This is a genomic window from Amycolatopsis balhimycina FH 1894 (assembly GCF_000384295.1).
GTDB classification, from domain to species: Bacteria; Actinomycetota; Actinomycetes; order Mycobacteriales; family Pseudonocardiaceae; genus Amycolatopsis; species Amycolatopsis balhimycina.
On sequence record NZ_KB913037.1, the window covers coordinates 2,244,660 to 2,266,762 of the forward strand.

General features: G+C 70.1%; 17 protein-coding genes. 5 read left to right on the top strand and 12 right to left on the bottom strand.

The features are described from left to right. The first annotated feature begins 20 nt into the window (after positions 1-20). The 4 genes from A3CE_RS50675 to A3CE_RS50680 are packed head-to-tail and all read left to right on the top strand — an operon-like array spanning position 21 to position 9,766. Positions 21-2,261 carry a beta-glucosidase gene (locus A3CE_RS50675; RefSeq protein WP_020639827.1) on the top strand — a complete coding sequence of 747 codons (2,241 nt, stop codon included), beginning with the start codon at positions 21-23 and terminating at the stop codon, positions 2,259-2,261. After that, entirely contained in the window at positions 2,258-4,663 is a 2,406-nt protein-coding gene (locus tag A3CE_RS0109420) for a glycoside hydrolase family 2 TIM barrel-domain containing protein (RefSeq protein ID WP_020639828.1), read from the top strand. Before A3CE_RS50675 ends, A3CE_RS0109420 begins: the two co-directional genes overlap by 4 nt. Continuing rightward, positions 4,660-7,113 (top strand): glycoside hydrolase family 78 protein, encoded by a 2,454-nt coding sequence (locus tag A3CE_RS0109425; protein ID WP_020639829.1) that lies wholly within the window; start codon positions 4,660-4,662, stop codon positions 7,111-7,113. The genes A3CE_RS0109420 and A3CE_RS0109425 overlap by 4 nt, the downstream gene beginning before the upstream one ends. Positions 7,114-7,126: 13 nt before the next feature. Beyond that, entirely contained in the window at positions 7,127-9,766 is a 2,640-nt protein-coding gene (locus A3CE_RS50680; RefSeq protein WP_211231833.1) for a glycoside hydrolase family 3 N-terminal domain-containing protein, read from the top strand. Positions 9,767-10,180: 414 nt separating this feature from the next. On the opposite strand, the gene A3CE_RS0109435 is transcribed toward A3CE_RS50680, so the two are convergent. Genes A3CE_RS0109435 through A3CE_RS0109480 form a run of 10 tightly spaced genes read right to left on the bottom strand, consistent with a single transcriptional unit; the run spans position 10,181 to position 18,406 of the window. Then, positions 10,181-10,489 carry a pentapeptide repeat-containing protein gene (locus A3CE_RS0109435; protein ID WP_026468315.1) on the bottom strand — a complete coding sequence of 103 codons (309 nt, stop codon included), beginning with the start codon at positions 10,487-10,489 and terminating at the stop codon, positions 10,181-10,183. A gap of 8 nt (positions 10,490-10,497) precedes the next feature. Continuing rightward, complete coding sequence (locus tag A3CE_RS0109440; RefSeq protein WP_020639831.1) at positions 10,498-11,748, bottom strand: NAD(P)/FAD-dependent oxidoreductase; 1,251 nt, start codon at positions 11,746-11,748, stop codon at positions 10,498-10,500. Beyond that, positions 11,745-12,065: a 2Fe-2S iron-sulfur cluster-binding protein gene (locus A3CE_RS0109445; protein WP_020639832.1), complete on the bottom strand. Its 321-nt coding sequence runs from the start codon at positions 12,063-12,065 to the stop codon at positions 11,745-11,747. The genes A3CE_RS0109440 and A3CE_RS0109445 overlap by 4 nt, the downstream gene beginning before the upstream one ends. Beyond that, on the bottom strand, positions 12,062-13,288 hold the full coding sequence (locus A3CE_RS0109450; RefSeq protein ID WP_020639833.1) for a cytochrome P450: 1,227 nt from the start codon (positions 13,286-13,288) through the stop codon (positions 12,062-12,064). Before A3CE_RS0109450 ends, A3CE_RS0109445 begins: the two co-directional genes overlap by 4 nt. A 15-nt stretch (positions 13,289-13,303) precedes the next feature. Next, entirely contained in the window at positions 13,304-14,203 is a 900-nt protein-coding gene (locus A3CE_RS0109455; protein WP_020639834.1) for an SDR family NAD(P)-dependent oxidoreductase, read from the bottom strand. A gap of 17 nt (positions 14,204-14,220) precedes the next feature. Then, complete coding sequence (locus tag A3CE_RS0109460; protein WP_020639835.1) at positions 14,221-15,135, bottom strand: SMP-30/gluconolactonase/LRE family protein; 915 nt, start codon at positions 15,133-15,135, stop codon at positions 14,221-14,223. 17 nt (positions 15,136-15,152) lie between these two features. Beyond that, positions 15,153-16,085 (bottom strand): alpha/beta hydrolase, encoded by a 933-nt coding sequence (locus tag A3CE_RS0109465; RefSeq protein ID WP_020639836.1) that lies wholly within the window; start codon positions 16,083-16,085, stop codon positions 15,153-15,155. A 13-nt stretch (positions 16,086-16,098) separates the two neighbouring features. Continuing rightward, positions 16,099-16,938 (bottom strand): SDR family NAD(P)-dependent oxidoreductase, encoded by an 840-nt coding sequence (locus tag A3CE_RS0109470; RefSeq protein WP_020639837.1) that lies wholly within the window; start codon positions 16,936-16,938, stop codon positions 16,099-16,101. Next, positions 16,935-18,047: a serine hydrolase domain-containing protein gene (locus A3CE_RS0109475; RefSeq protein WP_020639838.1), complete on the bottom strand. Its 1,113-nt coding sequence runs from the start codon at positions 18,045-18,047 to the stop codon at positions 16,935-16,937. Before A3CE_RS0109475 ends, A3CE_RS0109470 begins: the two co-directional genes overlap by 4 nt. Continuing rightward, complete coding sequence (locus A3CE_RS0109480; RefSeq protein WP_020639839.1) at positions 18,044-18,406, bottom strand: nuclear transport factor 2 family protein; 363 nt, start codon at positions 18,404-18,406, stop codon at positions 18,044-18,046. Before A3CE_RS0109480 ends, A3CE_RS0109475 begins: the two co-directional genes overlap by 4 nt. 98 nt (positions 18,407-18,504) lie before the next feature. Here A3CE_RS0109480 and A3CE_RS0109485 point away from each other — a divergent pair, with 98 nt between their 5' ends. Next, positions 18,505-19,272 carry an enoyl-CoA hydratase/isomerase family protein gene (locus A3CE_RS0109485; RefSeq protein ID WP_020639840.1) on the top strand — a complete coding sequence of 256 codons (768 nt, stop codon included), beginning with the start codon at positions 18,505-18,507 and terminating at the stop codon, positions 19,270-19,272. A gap of 2 nt (positions 19,273-19,274) precedes the next feature. Here A3CE_RS0109485 and A3CE_RS0109490 read toward each other — a convergent pair whose 3' ends face one another. Together A3CE_RS0109490 and A3CE_RS0109495 are read right to left on the bottom strand one after the other, a co-directional pair. Continuing rightward, on the bottom strand, positions 19,275-21,197 hold the full coding sequence (locus tag A3CE_RS0109490) for a flavin-containing monooxygenase (RefSeq protein ID WP_020639841.1): 1,923 nt from the start codon (positions 21,195-21,197) through the stop codon (positions 19,275-19,277). Between the two features lie 30 nt (positions 21,198-21,227). Continuing rightward, positions 21,228-22,043 carry an IclR family transcriptional regulator gene (locus A3CE_RS0109495; RefSeq protein ID WP_026468317.1) on the bottom strand — a complete coding sequence of 272 codons (816 nt, stop codon included), beginning with the start codon at positions 22,041-22,043 and terminating at the stop codon, positions 21,228-21,230. Between the last annotated feature and the right edge of the window lie 60 nt (positions 22,044-22,103).

Here is a 22,103-nt window from a genome sequence, read left to right on the forward strand (position 1 = left end):
GACAGGAAGCGCACCCGATCATGGACACCACCAAGCTGACCCTCGAGCAGAAGGCCGAACTGCTCAGCGGCCAGGGCCAGTGGCGGACGCACGGCTACCCGGAGGCGGGCCTCGGCTCGATCTTCCTCGGCGACGGCCCCCACGGGGTCCGGCGGGAGGTGGTCGAGGACTACTCGAAGGGCATCCCGGAAAGCGTGCCCGCCACCTGCTTCCCGCCAGCGGTCGCGATCGGTTCCAGCTGGGACCCCGAGGTGGCCGGGCGCCTCGGTGCCGCACTCGGCCGGGAGGCCCGGGCCGCGGGCGTCCACCTCTTGCTCGGGCCGGGGGTCAACATCAAGCGGTCCCCGTTGTGCGGCCGGAACTTCGAGTACTTCTCCGAAGACCCGCTCGTCTCCGGCGTGCTGGGCAGCGCCTACGTCCGCGCCCTGCAGAACGAAGGCGTGGGCGCCTCGGTCAAGCACTTCGCCGCCAACAACCAGGAAACCGACCGGATGCGCATCAGCGCCGACGTCGACGAACGCACCCTGCGGGAGATCTACTTCCCCGCCTTCGAACGCGTCGTCACCGAGGCGCACCCGGCCACCGTCATGTGCTCCTACAACCGGCTCAACGGCGTCTACACCTCGCAACACCGGTGGCTGCTGACCGACGTCCTGCGCACCGAGTGGGGCTACACCGGCACGGTGATCTCCGACTGGGGAGCCGTCGTGAACCGGGTCGCCGCACTCGTGGCCGGACTCGACCTCGAGATGCCCGGTACCGGTGGCCACAGCGCACAGAAGATCGTCGACGCGGTCCGGTCCGGCCGGATCGAGGAATCCATAGTGGACCGATCAGTGGCCCGCGTCGCGGAGCTGGCCCGGCTTGGCAACGACGAAGAACAAGGCACCTTCGACGCACCGGCTCACCACGCGCTCGCCCGCAAGCTCGCGGCCGACTGCGTCGTGCTCCTCAAGAACGACAACGCCGTGCTGCCGTTGGAAGAAACCACGATCGCGGTGATCGGCGAGCTGGCCGTGACCCCGCGGTACCAGGGCGACGGCAGTTCACGGGTCAACTCCACCGCCGTCGACATTCCGCTCGAAGAGATCACCGCGCTCGCCGGAGAACGCGGCGCCACGGTCGGGCACGCACGCGGCTACTCCCCCGCCGACGCTGCGGACGTGGCCCGCCAAGCCGACGTCGCCGTCGTGTTCGCGGGCACGGCGATCGAGGCCGAAGGCTACGACCGGACATCGCTCGCCCTCCCCGCCGAACAGGTCGAGACGATCCGGGCGGTAGCCGCCGCGGCCGCGCGCACGGTCGTCGTGCTCAGCAACGGCGGCGTCGTCTCGCTCGAGGGCTGGCACGACGACGTCGACGCCATCGTCGAAGGCTGGCTGCTCGGCCAGGCCGGCGGCGGCGCCCTCGCCGACGTGCTGTTCGGCGTGGTCAACCCGTCCGGCCGGCTCGCCGAAACCATCCCGCTGCGGCTCGAAGACACCCCGTCACACATCAACTTCCCCGGCGAGGCCGGGCACGTCCGATACGGCGAAGGCGTGCTGGTCGGCTACCGGTACTACGAAACCGTCGGCCGGGAGGTCCGCTACCCCTTCGGGCACGGCCTGAGCTACACCCGGTTCGAGGTCAGCGACCTGGCCGTCGCCGTGACCGGGCCGGACACCGCCACGGCGACCGTGCGGGTCACCAACGCCGGTACGCGGTCCGGCAAGCACGTGGTGCAGTTGTACGTCGCCACCACCACGGGTGAGGTCCGGAGGCCGGAGCGCGAACTGCGGGCGTTCCGGAAGGTGTTCCTCGACGCGGGCCAGTCCATCGAGGTCACGTTCGACCTGGACCGCCGGGCGTTCGCCTACTGGGACGTGACCACGTGGGGCTGGGTCGTCGCGGGCGGCGCCTACCGGATCCAGATCGGGGAAAGCGCGTCCACGATCGTCGCCGAAGACGGCATTTCCCTGACCGGCGACCCGGTCGTCCGGGAGCTCACGATGGAGTCGACCTTCGGCGAGTGGTCGGCGCACCCTGTCGTCGGTGCGGAATTCCGGCAGAGCATGACCCGCAATCTGCCCGCCGAGCAATCGGCGGATTTCGAGAAGGCCAACCAGGACGGTCTCGCCATGGCCGCCAACCTGCCGATGCGGTTGTTCACGCGGCAGGCGCCCGGGCTCTTCTCCGAAGACACCCTCGAACACCTCATGAAGATCAGCCGCACGGTGCCCGTGTCACAGGACGAGGTCCGGCTGCCGGAGGTGAACGCGTGAAGCGGCAGCAGTTCTGCGAGGACTGGACCGTCCGCCCGAAGGTGAACGAGTTCGCCGAGCTCGGTGTTTCACCCCCCGAGGAGACCGTCACCCTGCCGCACGACGCCGTCATCGGCACACCTCGTGATCCCGAAAACGGTGACGGCGCTCCCACCGGCTTCTACCGCGGCGGCACCTGGGAGTACACGAAGAAGTTCTTCGTGCCCGAGGACTACGCCGCCAAACGGGTCCGGATCGACTTCGAAGGCGTCTACCGGTCGGCGCTGGTCTACCTCAACGGCGACCTCGCCGGCCGCTGGGCGTCCGGCTACACCGGCTTCTCGATCACGGCCGACGACTTCCTGCGCTACGGCGAGCAGAACGTGCTGCGGGTCGAGGCGCGGGCCCATCGCGATTCGCGCTGGTACTCCGGCGCGGGAATCCACCGCCCCGTCCACCTGATCGTCGCCGAGCCCGTCCACGTCGCCCTCGACGGCGTACGCGTGGTGACGCGCGACGTCGACGCCGGCCAAGCCGTCGTCGAGGTCGCCACGACGATCGAGAACGAGGACACCCGCCTCCGCACGATCACCGTCGAAACCACGCTGCTCGACGCCCAGCACAGAACCGTCGTCACGGACCAGGCGCCGGTCAGCGTGCTGTCCGGTGAGGACGCCGTCTTCCGCCAGCGCCTGGTCGTGCCGGCTCCCGCGTTGTGGAGCCCCGACACGCCATACCTCTACCGGGCGCTCGTCACCGTCCGCACCGGCGACGACGTCCTCGACGAGGCCGAGACCACGTTCGGGATCCGTACGTTCCAGCTCGACCCGGTCCGCGGGTTCCGCGTCAACGGCGAGGTCGTCGACCTGCGGGGTGCGTGCATCCACCACGACAACGGCGTGCTCGGCGCCGCGGCGATCGGCCGGGCCGAAGAACGGCGGGTCGAGCTGCTCAAGCAAGCGGGGTTCAACGCCCTGCGCAGCGCGCACAACCCGATGAGCCGGGCCATGCTCGACGCCTGTGACCGGCTCGGCGTGCTCGTCATGGACGAGACCTTCGACATGTGGACGAGGAGCAAGAGCGACTTCGACTACGCGCTCGACTTCGCCGACTGGTGGGAACGCGACGTCGAGGCCATGGTCCGCAAGGACCAGAACCACCCCTGCGTCTTCGCCTACTCCATCGGCAACGAGATCCCCGAGGTCGGCACGCCGCACGGAGCGGTGTGGGCTCGCCGGCTCGCCGAGCGCGTGCGGGCCCTGGACGACACCCGGTTCGTGACCAGCGGCGTCAACGGCCTGCTCACCGTGCTCGACGACATCAAGACAGCAGCCGCCGAAGGCACCGGTGTCAACACGGCGATGGCGAGCTGGGGTGACGTGCTCGACCAGGTCGGTGCCTCGGACCTCGTCACCGAGCGCACCGCCGAGGTGTTCGCGACGCTCGACATCGCGGGCATGAACTACCTCGAAAGCCGCTACGAGATCGATCACGACCTGTTCCCCCACCGGGTCATCGTCGGCTCCGAAACCTTCCCCACCCACATCGACAAGCTCTGGGACCTGGTCCAGCGGCACCCGCACGTCATCGGCGACTTCACCTGGACCGGCTGGGACTACCTCGGCGAAGCCGGCGTCGGCCGCTCCCAGTACGCGGACACCCCGGCCGGATTCATGGGTGCCTACCCCTGGCTCACCGCCTGGTGCGGCGACATCGACATCACCGGGAACCGGCGTCCGGCGTCGTACTACCGCGAGATTGTCTTCGGACTGCGCTCGACGCCGTACCTGGCGGTCCAGCGACCGGAAAACCACGGGCGCGCCGTGGATGCCACGCCGTGGGCCTGGTCCGACGCCCTTTCGACCTGGACGTGGCCCGGCTACGAAGGCCGGCCGGTCGTCGTCGAGGTCTACAGCACCGCCGACGAAGTCGAACTGCTGCTCAACGGGAAGTCGCTCGGCCGGCGTCCGGCGGGCAGCCGGCACCGATACCGCGCGGAATTCGAGGTGCCGTACGCGCCGGGCGTCCTCCAAGCCATCGCCTCCACGGGCGAAGGTGCCGAGCTTCGGACCGCCACCGGCGAGCCGCGTCTCGTCGCGATCGCGGACCGCCAAGTTGTCCGGGCCGACGTGGACGACCTGGCTTTCATCGACATCGCTCTCGTGGACGCCGGCGGTGTCGGCTTCACGAGCGTCGAACGCCGGGTGCGGGTCACGGTCGAGGGTCCGGGCCTGCTGCAGGGCCTCGGCAGCGGCGACCCGGCGAGCACCGAACCGTTCACCGATGACAACCACCCGACGTTCAACGGGTGTGCGCTGGCGGTGATCCGTCCCACCGGGCCCGGCGAGATCCGGATCGTCGTCACCGACGACACCGGCTTGCGTGCCGAAGTCGTGGTGACCGCGGAGAAGAGTGAGCGGTGACGACGCCGACCGCCTGGCACGCGTCCTTCGCCGCACCCCCGGCGCCGGGCAGCGCTGCGCCGTACTTCCGGCGCGAGTTCACCGCCACAGCGCCCCGGCGCGCGACGCTGTACGTCACCGGGCTCGGCATCGTCGAGCCCTACCTCAACGGCGTCCGTGTCGGCGACGAAGTGCTCGCGCCGGGCTGGACCTCCTACCGCCATCGACTGCACGTGAGCCGCCACGACGTCACCGGCCTGATTCGAGAAGGCGCGAACGCCGTCGGCGCGATCGTCGGTGACGGCTGGGCAGTGGGCCGGATCGGGTACGAGGGCAGAGGCAACCACTACACCGACCGGCCCGCCCTGTTCCTTCAACTGGAGCTCGACTACGGCGACCGCACGGAAATCGTCAGCTCGGCGGAGGAGTTCCGCTGCGGGACCGGCTCGGTGCTCGCGGGTGATCTACTCGACGGCGAGACCTACGACGCGCGGCTCGAACCCGAGGGCTGGAGCACGCCCGGATTCGACGACCGGAGCTGGACGCCGGCCACCCCGTTCGACTGGGACCTCGGCACGCTGGTCACTACCGAGGCGCAGCCGATCCGGCGGATCGAGGAACTCGCCCCCGTCTCGGTGACGACGAGCCCGTCCGGCAAGAAGATCGTCGACTTCGGGCAGAACATCGCCGGCTGGGTCCGCATCACGACCTCCGGCGCCACCGGGACGACGATCACCCTGCGGCATGCGGAACTCCTCTCCGGCGGCGAGTTGGACACCACGAGCCTGCGCACTGCGGCGGCAACCGATCGTTACACCTGCCGGGGCGGTGGGGAGACCTGGGAGCCCCGATTCACCTTCCACGGTTTCCGCTACGCCGAGGTGGACGGGCCGTTCGACGAGGTCCGGGCCGTGGTCGTGCACAGCGACATGCCCCGGACGGGCTGGTTAGACTCCTCGCACGACCTGCTCAACCGCCTGCACGCCAACGTCGTCTGGTCGATGCGCGGCAACTTCGTCGGCGTGCCGACCGACTGCCCGCAACGGGACGAACGGCTCGGCTGGACCGGAGACATCAACGCGTTCGGCCCCACCGCGGCGTTCCTGTACGACGTGCGCGGAGTGCTCGGCTCCTGGCTTGAGGACCTGGCCGCCGAGCAGCGGGCCAAGGGTTACGTGTCCATGGTCGTCCCGGACGTGCTGTCCACTCCGGCGCCGCCGACGGCGTTGTGGAGTGATGCCGCGGTCAGCGTCCCGTGGGCCCTCTACCGGGAGTACGGCGACGCGGAAATCCTGCGACGTCAGTACGACTCCATGACTACCTTCGTCCGCGACGTCGAAGGACGGCTCGACGAGAACGGGCTGTGGAGCAGCGGGTACCAGTTCGGCGACTGGCTCGACCCCGACGCGCCTGACGAGGACGCGGCGGGTGGCAAGACCGACCGGTACCTCGTCGCCGGGGCATTCCTGTGCCGCGTGACCAGGGAGATGGCCGACACCGCGGCGGTGCTCAGGCAGGACGAGGACGCCCACCACTTCACGACGCTCGCCGAACGGGTGCGAGACGACTTCCGCCGCGAGTACGTCACCGCCGCCGGCCGGGTCAGCGGCGAGACCGTCACCGCGTATGCGCTCGCCATCTGCTTCGGCATCCTGGATGCTGCGCAGGAAGTCCACGCCGGTCACCAGCTCGCACGGCTGGTGACCAAGGCCGATTACCGGATCTCCACCGGGTTCGCGGGCACCCCGCACGTCTGCGAGGCTCTCAGCCGTACCGGTCACCTCGAAGAGGCCTACCTGGTCCTCCTCGAAACCGGCTGCCCGTCGTTCCTGTACCCGGTCACCATGGGCGCCACCACGATCTGGGAACGCTGGGACGCCATCCGCCCGGACGGCACCCTCCACTCGACCGGGCTGGACTCCCAAAACCACTATGCGCTCGGAGCGGTCGCGAACTGGCTGCACCGCGTCGTCGGCGGCCTCACTCCCCTCGAACCCGGCTACCGCACCATGCGCATCGCACCCCGGCCCGGTGGCGGACTCACCCACGCGACGCTTACGCACGACACCGTCCACGGCCGGGTCACGGTCGCCTGGCGCGCCGACGACGACCGCATGTGCCTGGAGATCACGATCCCCGAGGCAACCACCGCAACGGTCGTGCTGCCGCAGCACCCCGACGGCCTGGTGGAGGAAGTCACCGCGGGCGATCACGCGTGGGAGTACGAACTGCCCCGGCCACCACAGCGCGAGTACACATTGGACACTCCACTCGAGACACTGGCCGGGGATCCGGAGGTCTGGCGCGCGGTCTCGGCCGTGTTCGGCAGGCACCTCCCCCACGTCCCGATCGACGGCACCACCCCCGATGTCTCGCTCAACACCGTGCTCGGGTACTTCCCGGAAACGCCGTCCGACCTGGAATCCGACCTCGTCGCCGCGATCGGCGGCGCCAAGCACGTCAGCCACTGAAAGGACCTTCGCCTTGCCTTCCCCACCGCCCTACCGTGACGTGTCGCTGCCGGTCGGCGACCGGGTCGCGGACCTGCTCGGCCGGATGACCCTCGATGAGAAAGCCGCGCAGCTCACCGCACCCACCGCGCCGGCGGTCGACGTCCACGAGCCGCCGTCCACTGGATGGGGTGGCGTCGTCGCCGCGCTGGCGAGCGTCGAAGCGTCCCCGCGCGAGATCGCCGCCGCGGTCAACGAGCTGCAGCGCAAGCACGTCGAGGACACCCGGCTGGGCATCCCCGTCCTCGTCGCCGAGGAAGCCCTGGTCGGACTGAAGATCCACGGCGCGACCGTGTTCCCCGACGCAATCGCCCAGGCCGCCACCTGGGACCCGGAGCTGATCGAGCGGATGGGCACCGCCATCGGGATCCAGATGGCCCGCACCGGCGCACGTCAAGCGCTGTCGCCGCTGGCCGACACGACCCGGGACCCCCGCTGGGGCCGGGTGGAGGAGACCTACGGTGAAGAGCCGTACCTCGTCGGCTCGATGGCCACCGCGTTCGTCCGTGGCCTGCAGGAGGCGGACGCCGAGACGCCGCTCGTCGCCACGGTGAAGCACTTCCTCGGCTACAGCGCCAGCGCCGGTGGCCGCAACACCGAATCGGCGTCGATCGGCCCGCGCGAACTGCGGGAGGTCCACTCGGTCCCGTTCGAGATGGTGATCCGCGACGGCAGGGCACGCGGCATCATGCCGGCGTACGTCGACATCGACGGCGTTCCGGTGACCGGCTCCCGCGAGTACCTCACCGACCTGCTCCACGGCGAGCTGGGCTTCCACGGGCTGGTCATGTCCGACCTCGGCGCCGTCAACCAGCTCTACACCAAGCACGGCACCGCACACGGCGACGCGGCCGCCAGCGCCCAGGCCGTGCAGGCCGGGGTGCACCTGGACCTCGTCCCCAGGCTGACGACCCACCACCTGATCGAGGCGGTCGAGTCTGGGCTCCTCCCGGTGGAAGACCTGGACCGGGCCGTGAGCACCGTGCTGCGGACGAAGTTCGAGCTGGGCCTGTTCGAGCGGCCCTACGTCGAACTGGACGCGGTGCCGGAAACCCTCGACCCGGCGGAAACCCGCGCCCTCTCCCGCACGATCGCCGAGCAGTCGGTCGTCCTGCTCCGCAACGAGCCGGTCGACGGCACTCCCCTGCTTCCGCTCGACCCGGACACCAGGACGATCGCGGTGATCGGCCCGAACGCCGACCGCCTGCTGGGCCAGCTGGGCAACTACAGCTACCCGGTGCTCGAAAGCATGGCGAAGCGATTCGCGCTCGCCGCCGACCCGACGGCCCGTGCGGACGAGGCCGCCGAATTCGCCGGCAACACGGGACCGGACCAAGCGCGCCTGATGGTGGAGTCGGTCCCCGTGGTCACGTTCCTCGACGGGATCCGCGCCCGGGCCCGCGATGCGACAGTGCGGTACGAGCGCGGATGTCCCATCCAAGACGAGGACCGCTCGGGCATTCCCGCGGCCGTCGAAGCGGCGAAGTCCGCGGACGTCGCCGTGGTCGTCGTCGGGGACCAAGGGGGAATCAACGCCTTCGGCACCGTCGGCGAGGGCCTGGACAGCGCCACCTGCGAGCTGCCCGGCGTGCAGCGGGAACTGGTCGAGGCAGTCCTGGCCACGGGCACGCCGACCGTCGTCGTGCTCAGCCACGGACGGCCGTACTCGCTGAAGTGGATGGCCGACTCCGTTCCGGCGATCGTGACGAGCTGGTTCGGCGGCGAGGAGGCCGGCAGCGCCACCGCGGCCGTGCTCTTCGGTGACGTCAACCCCGGCGGTCGGCTGCCCATCTCGTTCCTCGACTTCGCCGGCAGCGCGCCCCTGCCGTACTGGCGAGCGGCCCAGACACCCCCGTACATCGAAGGGCGTGCCGGAGCGACGTTCCCGTTCGGACACGGCCTGAGCTACACGGACTTCGAGTACCGCGACATGGAGATCAAGCAGCCGGAGGTCCCGACCGATGGTGCGGTCGAGCTCTCGTTCACCGTGGTGAATGTCGGCGAGCGGGCCGGAGACGAGGTCGTCCAGGTGTACGGGCAGGACGTGACCGGCCGGACCGTGCGCCCCCGGCGCAAGCTGGTCGCCTTCCGGCGGCTGTCGCTGGAAGCCGGCGAGGGCGCGCGGATCACGGCGACCGTGCCCGCGAGCCTGTTCGCGCTGTGGGACCCCCGCGAGGGCTGGCTCGTCGAGCCGGGGAAGATCAAGTTCTTCATCGGCGGGTCGTCCGCCCAGGTTCGGCTGCGCACGTCGGTCACGCTGACCGGTGACGTGCACCGGCCGGGCCGGGAGCGCCCGCTCACCAGCTCGGTGTCGGCGGTCCCGGTGGACCCCGATGTCGAGACGGTCACGCGGAGCGCCGCTTCGTTCCGTGCTGCGGGTCCGCTCTCCGGCGACAACACCGTTCTGGAGTGGCTCGAGCACCCGATCGGCGGCGAGCTGCTGCGCGGCCTGCTCCAGGGAGCGGACGAAGAGACCCTCGCCCCGGCGTTCGGGATGCCGCTCACGCAGATGGCGATGTACAGCGGCGGCCGGTTCCCGGCCGAGACCGTCGATCGGCTCGTTGCGGAGGTGCACGCCGGGATGCCGGCGCCGGAGGGAGGTCCGGCCCGGTGAGATCCGCCTGGTTCCGCGCCTGCCGCAGCGGGCGCCAGGCGCGGAACCAGTTCACTAGCGGAGTCAGGCCGTAGTCGACGTGACCACGGGCCATCCGGAGTTGGGCGATCGAGCAAGCCGGCGCGGGGGATTCCGATGGTCGAGTCCCCCGTTGGCGAACGCCCCGCCGTGCAGCCACACCAGGCGTGCAGCACCACCGTGGGTTCTCCGGCCACCGATTGGCCCCCAGGCGCGTTCGAAGGGAGACCTTTCAGTCTTCCAATACCAAGCCAAGGGCCTGGGCGAACGCGCGGAAGACAGCTGCAGCAGCTGGACATTGCTGATCCGCACACCGGCCAGCGAGTCGAACCCACGTTGGTCAGCTTCGCCTCCGCGAAATCGACGTCCTGCATGACACAGTCGGTGAACGTGACGTCACGAAGGTCGGCGTTCCGCAGATTGGTTCCGACCAGCTTGCATGCTCGTCTCGGCGAAGTCGGCCCCGTTCATCCGGCAGTTGTCGATCCACACGTCGTTGAACCGGCTTCGCCGCAGGTGGGCGTGGTCGAACTCGACGCCGGTGAACGCGGACTCCAGGTAGCGGCCGCCGCCGGCGTGGACACGCTCGAATGAAAGGTCCTGGAACAGGGCGGTGTCGAACTCGTCTCCCTGCTCCGGGAGGTGCTCCTCCGCTTGCAGGTGGGGGAAGTAGGGCAGGTCTTCGATGCTGCGAGATTCGGGCACTGCTCACCTCAGATCGCGTTCGGCACTTCGGTTACCCGGCGGCCAAGAGCTTCCTTCAGGGACAGGCTCGTGTCCTCGGCCACCTCTCGCGGCAACGAAACTCCCGTTCCGAGTGCCCTGCGCAGCAACAGGAATTCGGCAGGACCGTTGATGCATTCGACGGCAACCAGGTCTGCGCCACGGTACCGCAGGACGTTCATCCGTCCTGGCCGGCCGCGACGGATGACGATGTCGTCGTCCGCTCGGGCCAGCCCGGCGATCTGGAGCTTGAGCGGGCCTTGATCGGACCAGAACCACGGCACGCTCCGGTACGGCCGTGGCTCGCCGAGGAGGGTGGTCGCGGCGGCCTTGGCCTGCTCGACGGCGTTGTCCACGCTCTCCAGCCGCAACCGCAGTGCCGGGTGCGGCGACGGACCGGGCAGGTTCGCGCAATCGCCCACAGCCAGGGTGCGGCCGTCGGAGGCGAGCGAGTGCTCGTTCACGACGATGCCGTTGTCGCAGGCGAGACCGGCGGCGCGGGCGAGATCGTCCCGGGGACGCGCGCCGACACCGACCAGAACCAGCTGGGCCGGCAGTTCCCGGCCGTCTTCCAGCACGACCGCGTTGACGGCACCCTCACCACGCACCCGGCGGGGCCGCACGCCGGTGAGGATCTGCACACCGGCCGCGCTGTGTGCGGTCTCGACGAAGCCGGCCGTGGTGGTGCTGACGACCCGGTTCATCAGCGCGGGCGCCGCCTCCACCACGGTGGTCCGCACACCCGCCGCGGTCGCCGTGGCAGCCACCTCGAGGCCGATGAACCCGCCGCCGATCACGACGAGGTCGGTGACGGCCGCCAGGCGCTGCGCGAGAACACCCGCGTCCCGGACGTCCCGGAGCGTCACGACTCCGTCGAGATCGGCACCGTCGATCGGCAGGGGCCGTGGTTCAGCACCCGTCGCCAGCACGAGGCGGTCGTACGGCCAACGCCGTCCAGACGCCGAAACCGCCTCCTCGCCGGACAGATCCAGATGACTGATCTGCTCGTCCAGGACGAGGTCGATTCCCTGCTCCGCGTAGAAGGACGGCGTGCGCAGCACGAGAGATTCGACCGTGGCCTCGCCCTTGAGGAACGCCTTCGACAACGCAGGGCGCGCATAGGGCGCGTGCGGTTCCTGCCCGATCAGGGTGATCGGACCGGCCCAGCCGAGTTCACGGGCGCAGCTCGCCACCTGCACCCCCGCCTGGCCAGCACCGACCACGAGCAACCGACCGCTCACAGCTGCGCTTCCGGGACGGTCACCCGGACTTCCTGACCGTAGGCGAGGACGAGCTGGCACGAGAGCCGTGAGTTGTCCTCGCGTTCGGTGGCCGCACAGTCGAGCATCTCGTCCTCGTCTTCGCCGGGCGGGGGAAAGTCGCCGTCGGCGAGGAAGACGTGGCAGGTGGCGCACGAGAGCACCCCGCCGCATTGGCCGACGATGCCGCTGACGCCGTTGCGGACCGCGGTCTGCATGACCGAATCCCCGGCGACGGCTTCGATGACGGTCTCGGCGCCGTCGGGCTGGGTGTAGAAGACCTTGGGCACGGGTTTCACCAGGCGATCGGGAGGTCGGTCATGGGCTGGGTGAGGACGTCGCGGCGGACCACCGGTTCGCCGGCCAGCCGCAGGGTCGGGATGCGCTTGAAGATCTCGGCCAGGCCGACCTGCATCTCCATGCGGGCCAGCGGCGCGCCAAGGCAGTGGTGCAGGCCGTGGCTGAGCATCAGGTGCGGGTTGTCCTGGCGGGTGATGTCGAAGCGGCCCGGGTCCTCGATGGCCTCGGGGTCGTGGTTGGCGGAGCCCGGATCGATGCTGACCGCCTCACCTTCGGCGATGAGCTGACCGTCCACGACGACGTCCTCGGTCGCCACGAACGGCACCAGCCCGCCCCCGCCGCCCACCGGGCCGCCGAGTGAGAACGCGCCGTGCCGGAGCACTTCTTCGGCGGCAGTCGGGGCCAGGCCGTCGGGATCGGTGAGGAACAGTTCCCGCTGCTCGTCGGAGTGCAGCAGCGACATGACGCCGGTGCTGAGGAAGTTGGCGGTGTTGTCGAACCCGCCGACGATCAGGATGAACGCGATGGGCAGGATTTCCGCGTCGGTCAGCGTCTCGTCCTTCTCGCGGGCGTGCGCCAGCGAGCTGAGCAGGTCGTCCCGCGGCTCCTCGCGCCGCTGCGCGATCAGGTCGGTCATGTACGCCGCCAGCTCACCCATGTCGGCGGCGACCTCCTGCTCGGACTTCCCGGCCACCGCCATCGTCGAGGAACTCCACCGCTCGAACTTCTCCCGGTCGGCCGACGGCACGCCGAGCAGGGAGCTCAACATCTCGATCGGCAGCGGCACGGAGTACTCGTCGATGAGGTTGCGGACGCCGCCACGGGCCAGCATGCCGTCGATCAGTTCGTTGGCGAAGGCGACCGCGGAGGCACGCATGTCCCGCACCCGGCGCGGCGAGATCGCCTTCTGGACCAGCTTGCGCAGCTTCGTGTGCTGGGGCGGGTCCTCGAACTGCAGCGTCGTGCGCAGGAAGTCGGGGAACGGCACGAAGAACGGCACCACCCGCTCGCCGGTCCGGAACGGCTCCCGGACGAACCGGCGGTCGGCGAGGATCGTCCGCGCGGCCTGGTTGCGGTGGACGATCCAGACGTCGCCGCCGTAGGGCATGGTCGTCTTGGTCATCGGCCGGTCGGCCATCAGCCGCTTGAGGTGCTCGATCGCATCCGCCGGCGGCAACGGCGCGAACGGGAACTCGGTGCCGGCAGTGGCGGTTTCGGTCATCGGATGCTCCATACGTCAGGTGGTCTGAGGGATGGCGACGGTCGCCGGCTGGGCTTCGGGGGTGATGGCCATGACCTCGTCGAAGCGCTCGGCGACGGTCTCGACGGTCAGGGCGGGGTCGTGGATGCCGGTGGTGGTCACCACGGCCAGGCGGTTCACCGCGCCACCGGCGGCGTTGAAGACTTCGCCGGTCACCTGGCAGGCCGGGTGGGCGAGGAAGGCGACCACCGGTGCGACGTGTTCGGGCAGCAACTGAGTGCGCAGGTAGGCCATGACCTCCGGGGACAGCGACTCGGCCGCGTTCTCGGCCATGCGGGTGCCTGCTCCGGGTGCGACGGCGTTGACGAGGATGCCGTGCTCGGCGCCTTCGACGGCGAGGTTGCGGGTCAGTGAGAAGACCGCGCCCTTGGAGCTGCCGTAGTGGGTCATCAGCGGGTTGCCCAGCATCGCGGCCGAAACCGTGTTGACCACGCGTCCGCTGCCCGAGGCGATCAAGTGGGGCCACGCCGCCCGGCACACGAACAAGGAGCCGAAGAAGTGGACGTCGAGGTAGCGCTGGTACTCCGCGGTGCTCAGCTCATCGAAGCGCGCGGTGCGGACGATCCCCGCATTGTTCACGACCGCGTGCAGCTCGCCGAAATTCTCGATCGTCGCTGCGACGAGTTCGGCGGCGCCGGTTTCGGTGGAGACGTCCGCGCGCGAGGCCATGGCCCGGCCGCCGGCGGCCCGGATCTCGGCGACGACGTCCGCTGCGGGGTCGTCACCGTCCACGCCGGACCCGTCGACGCGGGCGCCGAGGTCGGCGACGACCACGGAGGCGCCGCGTTCGGCCAGCAGCAGCGCGTGTGCACGGCCGATGCCACGGCCGGCGCCGGTCACGATGACGACGCGGCCCTGGAAGGACAGCTTGTCCATCGGAGCTTTCCTCTCGTTCACGGGCGGTTGCCCCCTCCGCTCGTCCGGACCTCGGCGGTCCAGATGGTGCCGTTCCGGTTGCGCCGCGACTCTTCGAAGTCCATGACGTCCAGGCCTGCGCAGACAAAGAGAGTGCGCCGGTCAGGCCCGCCGAGAACGCACGCCGGGGGCAAAGCTTGTGTCGCGTCGAAGCGGACGATGTCCGTGACCGCACCACCTTCGGTGATCCGGGCGACGGCCGGGACCGCGGGCAGCCCGGCCCAGACGCCGCCGTCGTCGTCCAGGCAAATGCCGTCCGGCAGGGACGGCGTTTCGGCGAAGACGCGACGGTTGCCGAGACGGCCGTGTTCGTCGCGGTCGAGCACGGTGATCCGGTTGGCGAAGGCCTCCGCGGTGACCACCCGGCTCCCGTCGCCGCTGACGGCGATGCCGTTGGCTCCGGCGAAGCCGCCCAGCTCGGTCAGCGCGCTGGCGGTGCCGTCGGGTTCCACGATCAGCAGGTCCGAGTCCTTCGGGGATTCCCCGGCGAACAGCTCGAACCCGAGCTGGGTGACGTAGGCGCGGCCATCGGCGTCGACGACCATGTCGTTGATCGGCCCGGTGGCCAGTTCCCGTAGATCGGCGTACTCGGTGAGGCTCTCACCGTCGAACGCCAGGAGCAGGCGTTCGTGCATCGAGGTGACGATGAGCCGCCCGTCGGGCAACCAGCCGAAGCCGCCGGGGATGGTTTCGCCGCCGTTGACCGGGGTGCGCGTCGAGAGGTCGACGATGGTCTCCGGGGTACCCGCGGCGTCGAGCCGCAGGATCCGATGGTGGTACATGTCGCTGAACCAGAACGCGCCGTCGTGCCACCGCGGGCATTCGGCCCAGGTGTAGCCGCGGGACAGCTCCCGCGGGGCGATGTCGACGGCGTCGGCGAAGGGGTCGGTCACGGAAGTGCTCCTGGTGGTCAGAACGGGAGGGGGTGGGCGAACTTGGCCCGCAGCAGCGCGCCGGTCTCGGCGATGGCCAGGCGCCCGCGCGCGAGATAGGCCGCTTGGAGCGCGAACCCGTGGTAGGCGCCCGGGTAGCGGGTCAGGGTGGTCTGCACACCGGATTCGCGAAGGCGGTGCGCGTAGCGTTCGCCCCAGTCGCGGATCGGGTCGCATTCGGCGGTGACCACGATGGCCGGGGGCAGGCCGGTGAGGTCGGTCGCGTAGGCGGGGATCCGGTAGGCGTTGTCCGGGTAACCGAACCCGCTGTCGGCCAGCTCGTTGAGGTACAGCACGTCGTCGCGGCCGAGGAGCGGCGCGTCCGCGCACTCGACGATGGACCGGGCGCCGAGGTCGCGATCGAGGCCCGGGTACATCAGGACCTGGCAGGTGATGGCGGGCCCGCCGCGATCCCGGGCCGCCAGCGCGACGGCCGCCGCGAGGGTGCCACCGGCGCTGTCCCCGACGACCGCGAGCCGCCCGGGGTCGACGCGCAGCTCGGCCGCGTGCTCGGCGACCCAGGCCGTGGCGGCGAAGGCGTCGTCGAACTGCGCCGGCGGCGGATGCTCAGGAGCCAGGCGGTAGCCGACCGACACGACGGTCGCGCCGCTCGCGGCGGCCAGGTTGCGGGCGAGGGGCTCGAACGAGTGGATCGTGCCCATGCACATGCCGCCGCCGTGGAAGTACACCAGCACCGGTGCCTGGTCGTTCTCGACCGGCCGGTAGATCCGCACCGGGATGCAGCCGGGAAGCTCGCGGTCCTCGATGTCCGCAGTGGGCAGCCCAGGCGGATGCGGGATGGCTTCGAGGGCCTCGCGGATCGCGGCGATGCCCCGCGCGCGCATCGGCGGCAGGTCGGCCGTCGCCTTCGCGATGGCCGCGGCGTCGGGGTCCAGCGGGGGCAGGGGCATCGGGCGCTCCGGGTCAGTCGGTGGGGAAGGTGAACTCGCCCGGCGGAAGGACCGGCGCCCGCCGGTGGACCAGCATTTCCGCTCTGGCGGCCATGGCGTCCCCGACGAAGTCCTGCGAGGTCAGATAGAACTCGCCGGCGGCGGCTTGGTCGAAGAAGACGCGGGCCGCGTCGAGGGGGTCCATCGCCTGCTGCTTGATCTTGAGCATCGCGGCCCGGTGGTCCTCGGCCGCGGAGACGTCACCGGCGTCGACCGCGCCGGCGGATTCGAAGATGTTCGACGCCACGGCGCCCGGCAGAACAGCCTGCACATGGACGTGATCGGCGTGCCCCGCGAGTTCGACTTCCTGGTGCAGGCATTCGGTGAGCGCCAGCACGGCGTGCTTGCTCATGATGTAGGGCGCCTGCAGCGGGCTCGCGCCGACACCGCCGACCGAGGAGAGGTTCCAGACCCACGACTGACGTGCGTCGGCCAGCATCCGGGGCAGGAACGCTCTGATGCCGTGGAAGACACCGCTGATGTTGATCGAGAGCAGGCGGTCCCAGTTCGCGACCGGCGTGTCCCAAAGGTAGCCGAACTGCTCCACGCCCGCGTTGTTCACCAGGAGGGTGACCGGCCCGGCCGGTCCGGCGAGCCGTTCGACCGCGGCTGGGTCACGCACATCGCAGGTCACGGCGACGGCGTCCGGCAGCTCGGACTCCAGCGCGGTGATCGCGGGTGTGTCCACATCGGCCAGGACGACCCTCATGCCCAGTTCCCGGGCCGCGTAGCGCGCCAGCCCGGCGCCGATGCCCGCACCGGCGCCGGTGATGACGGCGGTGCCGCCGCCGAACAGCTCCTCGGCTGTGCTCATCGGCGCTCCCTTTCGTTCACGATTTCGCGGATCGCCCGGACGACGGGCGCGAAGGTCCGCTCGGGCTCCACGACCGCCGGGGTGTCCATGTCGTTGTGACAGATCGCGACGGCGACGCGGTCGCGCAGATCGGCCCAGGCGAGCGAGCCGCCGGCGCCGGGGCTGTAGATGATGTCGCGGTGGTCACCGACCAGCGGATCGGACGCGCCTTCCTCGCCACCGAGCCAGAAGCCGTTGGCACCGAACCAGACCGGGATCGTGAGCACCTTGTCCGGATCGTGAGCGTTCTCGCGCGGCCGGGCGAAGGTCGCGACCCGTTCCGGGGAGAGCAGCCGGGCGCCTTCCAGGGTCCCGCCCTCGGCGAGCATGGCGAAGATCCGGGCGACCGCTCCGGCCGTGGCCACCGCGCCGGCGCCGGGATCGACCGCCTGCAGCACCGTGCGCTGGTTGTGCACGTCGGAGCCGGGAAAGACGGCACGCGGGCTGATGTTGTGCTCGTCGACGATCGAGAATTCGTTGCCGCCGTGCAGCTTCGCCACGCGGGGCAGGTCGGCGTCGGGAACGCCGAGGTGGAAGTCGGTGATCCCCAGCGGCGCGCAGATCTCCTCGGCCACGAACCGGTCGAACGACCGCCCGGCAGGATCGGTGCGGCGCACCACCTCGCCGAGGATCCAGCCCCAAACGAGCACGTGGTAGGCGTTCGCAGTGCCGGGCTCGTAGACCGGCGTGAACTCGGCGATGCGGGCGGTCATCCAGTCCCAGTCGGCCATCAGCTCCGGCGTGACGCCGTCCGGCATCTGCGGGATGCCCGCGCGGTGCGAGAGGGCCTGCTCGACAGTGACCTTTTCTTTGCCGTAGGTACCGAACTCCGGCCAGTAGCGCGCAATCGGTGCGTGCAGGTCGACCAGGCCGCGCTCGGCCTGGAGATGCACCGCCGTCGCGGTGACGCCCTTGGTCACCGAGAAGATCGGGAAGAGGGTGTCGCTGTCAGCGCCCGCCACCGCCTCGACGATCAGCTCGCCCCGGTGGTAGGCGGCGACGGCGATGCCCCTCTCCCCCAGCTCGATCGCGCGATCGAGCGCCTGGCGGATGCGCGAATCGGCGGTCATGCGCGGACCTCACGCCGGGCGATGACCCAGCCGTCCTGCGCACGCACGAGTTCGTCTTGGTACGCGCCGATGGCCAGGATCCTTTCGCTGTTCACCAGGAGGAAGTACGAGCGCGCCGTCGCACGGTCACCGTCGACGTACACCTCCTGGTTGGTGAGCACGTGGCGATTACCCGAGTCCGGACCGGCGTGCCCGAGTTCGCGCATCGAGCCGAGACCGGCCAAGACCTCGGCCCGGCCGCGCCACGTGGTTCCGGTCATCGACCACTCGACGTCCTCGGCGAACAAGGTCCCTAGTTCCGCGAGGGTTCCTTCGTCGGCCAAGCGCGCGAACGCGGCCAGCACGTTGGTGAGCTCCACCTCCTCAATCTCCCTCGGACGGCATCGCCGTGGGGCCGGATGGTCCACTGACCGGACACTTTCGGCCTGCCCGGACACCGCCCGGGCACGCTGGGTCCATGACGGACGTTTCGGTGGTGCTGCAGGACGGGGTCGGGTTGCTGGAGATGCGCCGTCCGCCGGCGAACTTCTTCGACGAGCAGCTCATCGGGCAACTGGTCGACGCGGCCCGCGAACTCGATGACGACCCACGATGCCGAGCGCTGGTCCTGGCCTCGGAAGGCAAGCACTTCTGCGCAGGAGCGGACTTCGGCACCGGTGGCGGGTTCGAGCAGGACCGGGTCGCGGTGTCCGGGCGCCTGTACCGGCGGGCAATCCAGCTGTTCGAGGTCGGGACCCCGATCATCGCCGCGGTCCAGGGCGCGGCGGTCGGCGGCGGTCTCGGCCTGGCCTGCGCGGCCGACTTCCGCGTCGTGGATTCCTCGACCCGGTTCGTCGCCAACTTCGCTCTGCTGGGGTTCCACCAGGGTTTCGGGCTGAGCGTGACGTTGCCCGACCTCGTGGGCCAGCGCGTCGCTGCCGACCTGCTCATGACCGGACGGCGCGTCGACGGCGAGGAGGCCGTCCACATCGGACTGGCCGACCGGCTCTCCGACCCCGGACGCCAGCGCGAGGCCGCCTTGAAATGGGCCCGGACGGTGGCGGCGGCCGCGCCGCTCGCGGTCCGGTCGATCCGGGCGACGCTGCGGTCCGGCATCGCCGAGCGGGTCCGGAGCGCCCTCGATCACGAACTCGCGGAGCAGGCCCGGCTGTGGGCGACCCGCGACTGCGCCGAGGGCATCGCGGCGAACCTCGAACGCCGCACACCGGTGTTCCACGGCGAATAAGGTCAGGGCGTGAACCGGTAGTCCTCCGGTGCGGGTTCGCGCAGCATCGACCAGTAATCCACCAGACGCCACGGGCAACTGATCCACGCGCGCCCGGACTTGTTGCGGTAGTAGCCGTTGGCCGTGCGCCCGTGCGTCCAGACCGTCTGGTCGAGCTCCTCGTCGACGCGCCGGTTGTACTCATCAGTTGCTTCGCGCGTCGGCTCCATCGCCGTGAGCCCGTGCTCGACCAGGTACTGCAGGCTCTCCACGACGTAGTGAACGTGCTCCTCGCTGGTGACGTTGTGCCCGCCGCCATGGTTGGGAGCGGCGTTCGGGCCCGCCGTGACGAAGAAGTTGGGGAAGCCGGGCACGGTGATCCCCAGGTAGGCCCGCGGGTTCTGGTCGGCCCATTCATCGGCCAGCTTGACGCCGTCGCGACCCACCACATCGAGGAAGCCCAGGTATTCGAGCTTGAACCCGGTGGCCCAGATGATGACGTCGGCCGGGAGGAACTCACCTTCGGTCGTCACGACTCCGTCCGGCCGGATCTCCCGGAACGACGCCGCGTGCACCGCCACGTTGTCCCGCTTGACGGCCTCGAAGAACCCGGGGTCCTTCACGATCCGTTTCGCGAACGGCGGGAAGTCCGGCGTCAGCTTCGCCTTCAAGTCGGGGCGATCGGCGAAACTCCGGTCCAGGTAGTCGAGGCAGACCTGCATCAGCGCGTCGTTCGCCGGCGAGGCCGACACGTGGGTGGCATACCACTCCTGGTCGATCCGGGGGATGACCCAGCCCTTGTCGGCGGCCCACCAGTACGTCTTCACCCGGAACCATTGGTGGAAGTACGGGATGTTCTCCAGCGCCCACCGCATCCCGTCCGGGACGTCGGCGCTGACCTTGCGTTCCGGGATGACCCAGTGCGGCTGGCGCATGACGACGTCGAGCGACTCGACCTCGTCGGCGATGCTCGCGACCACCTGCACCGACGTGCAGCCGGTCCCCAGGACGACCACCCGCTTGCCGCTCAGGTCCACATCGGACCGCCATTCGGCGGTGTGCATCATCTCGCCCGCAAAGGTGTCCTTCCCCGGGACGTCCGGGATCGACGCGCCGTTGAGCACCCCGGTCGCCGTGACGACGGCGTTCGCCCGGTACGTCCGCGTCACGCCGTCTTCGTGCACGATGACGTTCCAGACCTGCTCGTCCTCCAGCCACTCGCAGCCGAGGACTTTGGTGGAGAACGAAATGTTGGGGTAGAGGTCGTACTTCTCGGCGACACCGTGCAGGTAGTCCAGGTACTCGGGCCCCGTCGGGTAGTACTTCGACCACAGTGGGTTGACCTCGAACGAATAGGAGTAGAAGTGGCTCGGCGTGTCGACCGCGGCGCCGGGGTAGACGTTGCGCGACCACGTCCCGCCGAGGTCGTCGCGCTCCTCGAAGACCCGGTAGCGGAAGCCGGCCTCGCCGAGCTTGATCGCCGCGTTGAGCCCGATCATGCCGGCACCGATCACGGCCACGGTGAAGTGCTCGGGCGGCTTGCGGGTCCGGGCAACCACTGCTTGCGCGGGTTCGAAGCCACCTTGCTCGCGCAGGTGCGGAACGTACTCGGCACCGACGGCGTCGGCGACGCAGACCTCGGTCATCCGGCGGAACAGGTCGTCGTCGGGCACGGTGATCCGCGGGGTCAGCGAGCCGCCCAGGAGGTGCCGTGCCCGGTCGCGAACCTCGGCGGCGACCTCCGCGGGGTACTCCCCCATGATCACCGTGTCGCCGAGCTTGGCTGCGAATTCGTCGACGAGGCCGGTGTCGCCGGTGAGGTGCACCAGTGCCATGAGCACGGCGCCGGGTTCGGCGACGTCGATCGCTGCGGCCAAGGCTTCCTGGTCGACGTCGGTCACCGGGGAAACGACATGGGTGGGCTGGTCCGGGCGGATCACAGTCATCGGTTACCGGTTCCTTCGGAAGAATGGGGCTCAGCCGTGCGCCGCGACGGCGGGCGGCAGGATGATCGGACGGGGGCCACGGCCGCGAAGCCGGGTCACCCCGGAGGCCGCGTACCAGATGTCCATCGCGGCCATCCGGACGGCGGCAACGGCTTTCTCGACGGGCATGGTCCCGGCGGGACCGCTGAGGGAAACGGCGGCGCCCAGCTCGGCTTCGGCGGGGCCGATCGCGGTGGCGACCGCGGTGATTCCCGCGGTGCACCACTGGGTGTCGACCGCCACCCCGCCACGCTCGCGGACCTGGTCCAGGTCCCGTCGCAGCTGCGGCAGGCCGCGAATGCCGTGGGAACTCGCCGCCGCCGGGAAGGTCAGTTCCGGCCAGGCCGATTCGTCGAGCTGCGCGAGCAAGGCGCGTCCGGCCGCCGAATGCACTGCGGATTGCCGGCCGCCCGGGCACCACGCCAGTTCCGTCTCGGCGCGGGTGCCGATGCGTTCGAGGTGGAGCACGTCCGCGGACACGAGCACGCTCAGGTGGGCGGTCAGGCCGGTGGAGCGGTGGAGCGCGTGCAGGAACGGCAGCGCGGCCTGGTGGGCTCGGTCCCGCCGGACAACCTGGGAGCCGAGCTCGAACATGCGCAGGCCGAGGCCGTACTGAAAGCCGTCCCGTTCAACCCAGCCCAGGTCGACCAGCCGCTGCAGGATCCGGTGCGCCGACGAGCGCGGCAGGTTCGCCAGCCGCGAGATCTGGGCCAGCGTCAGCCGGGGATGACCGTCGAAGGACTGCAGCAGCGACGCCACCCTGTCGATCATCGCGGTGGGCGTCTCCTGGCTCCGAGCCGTCGTCATCGTCACCTCCGGCACCGTTGCCTACCTTGCACATTGTGCCAACTTGGCACAAACTGACAT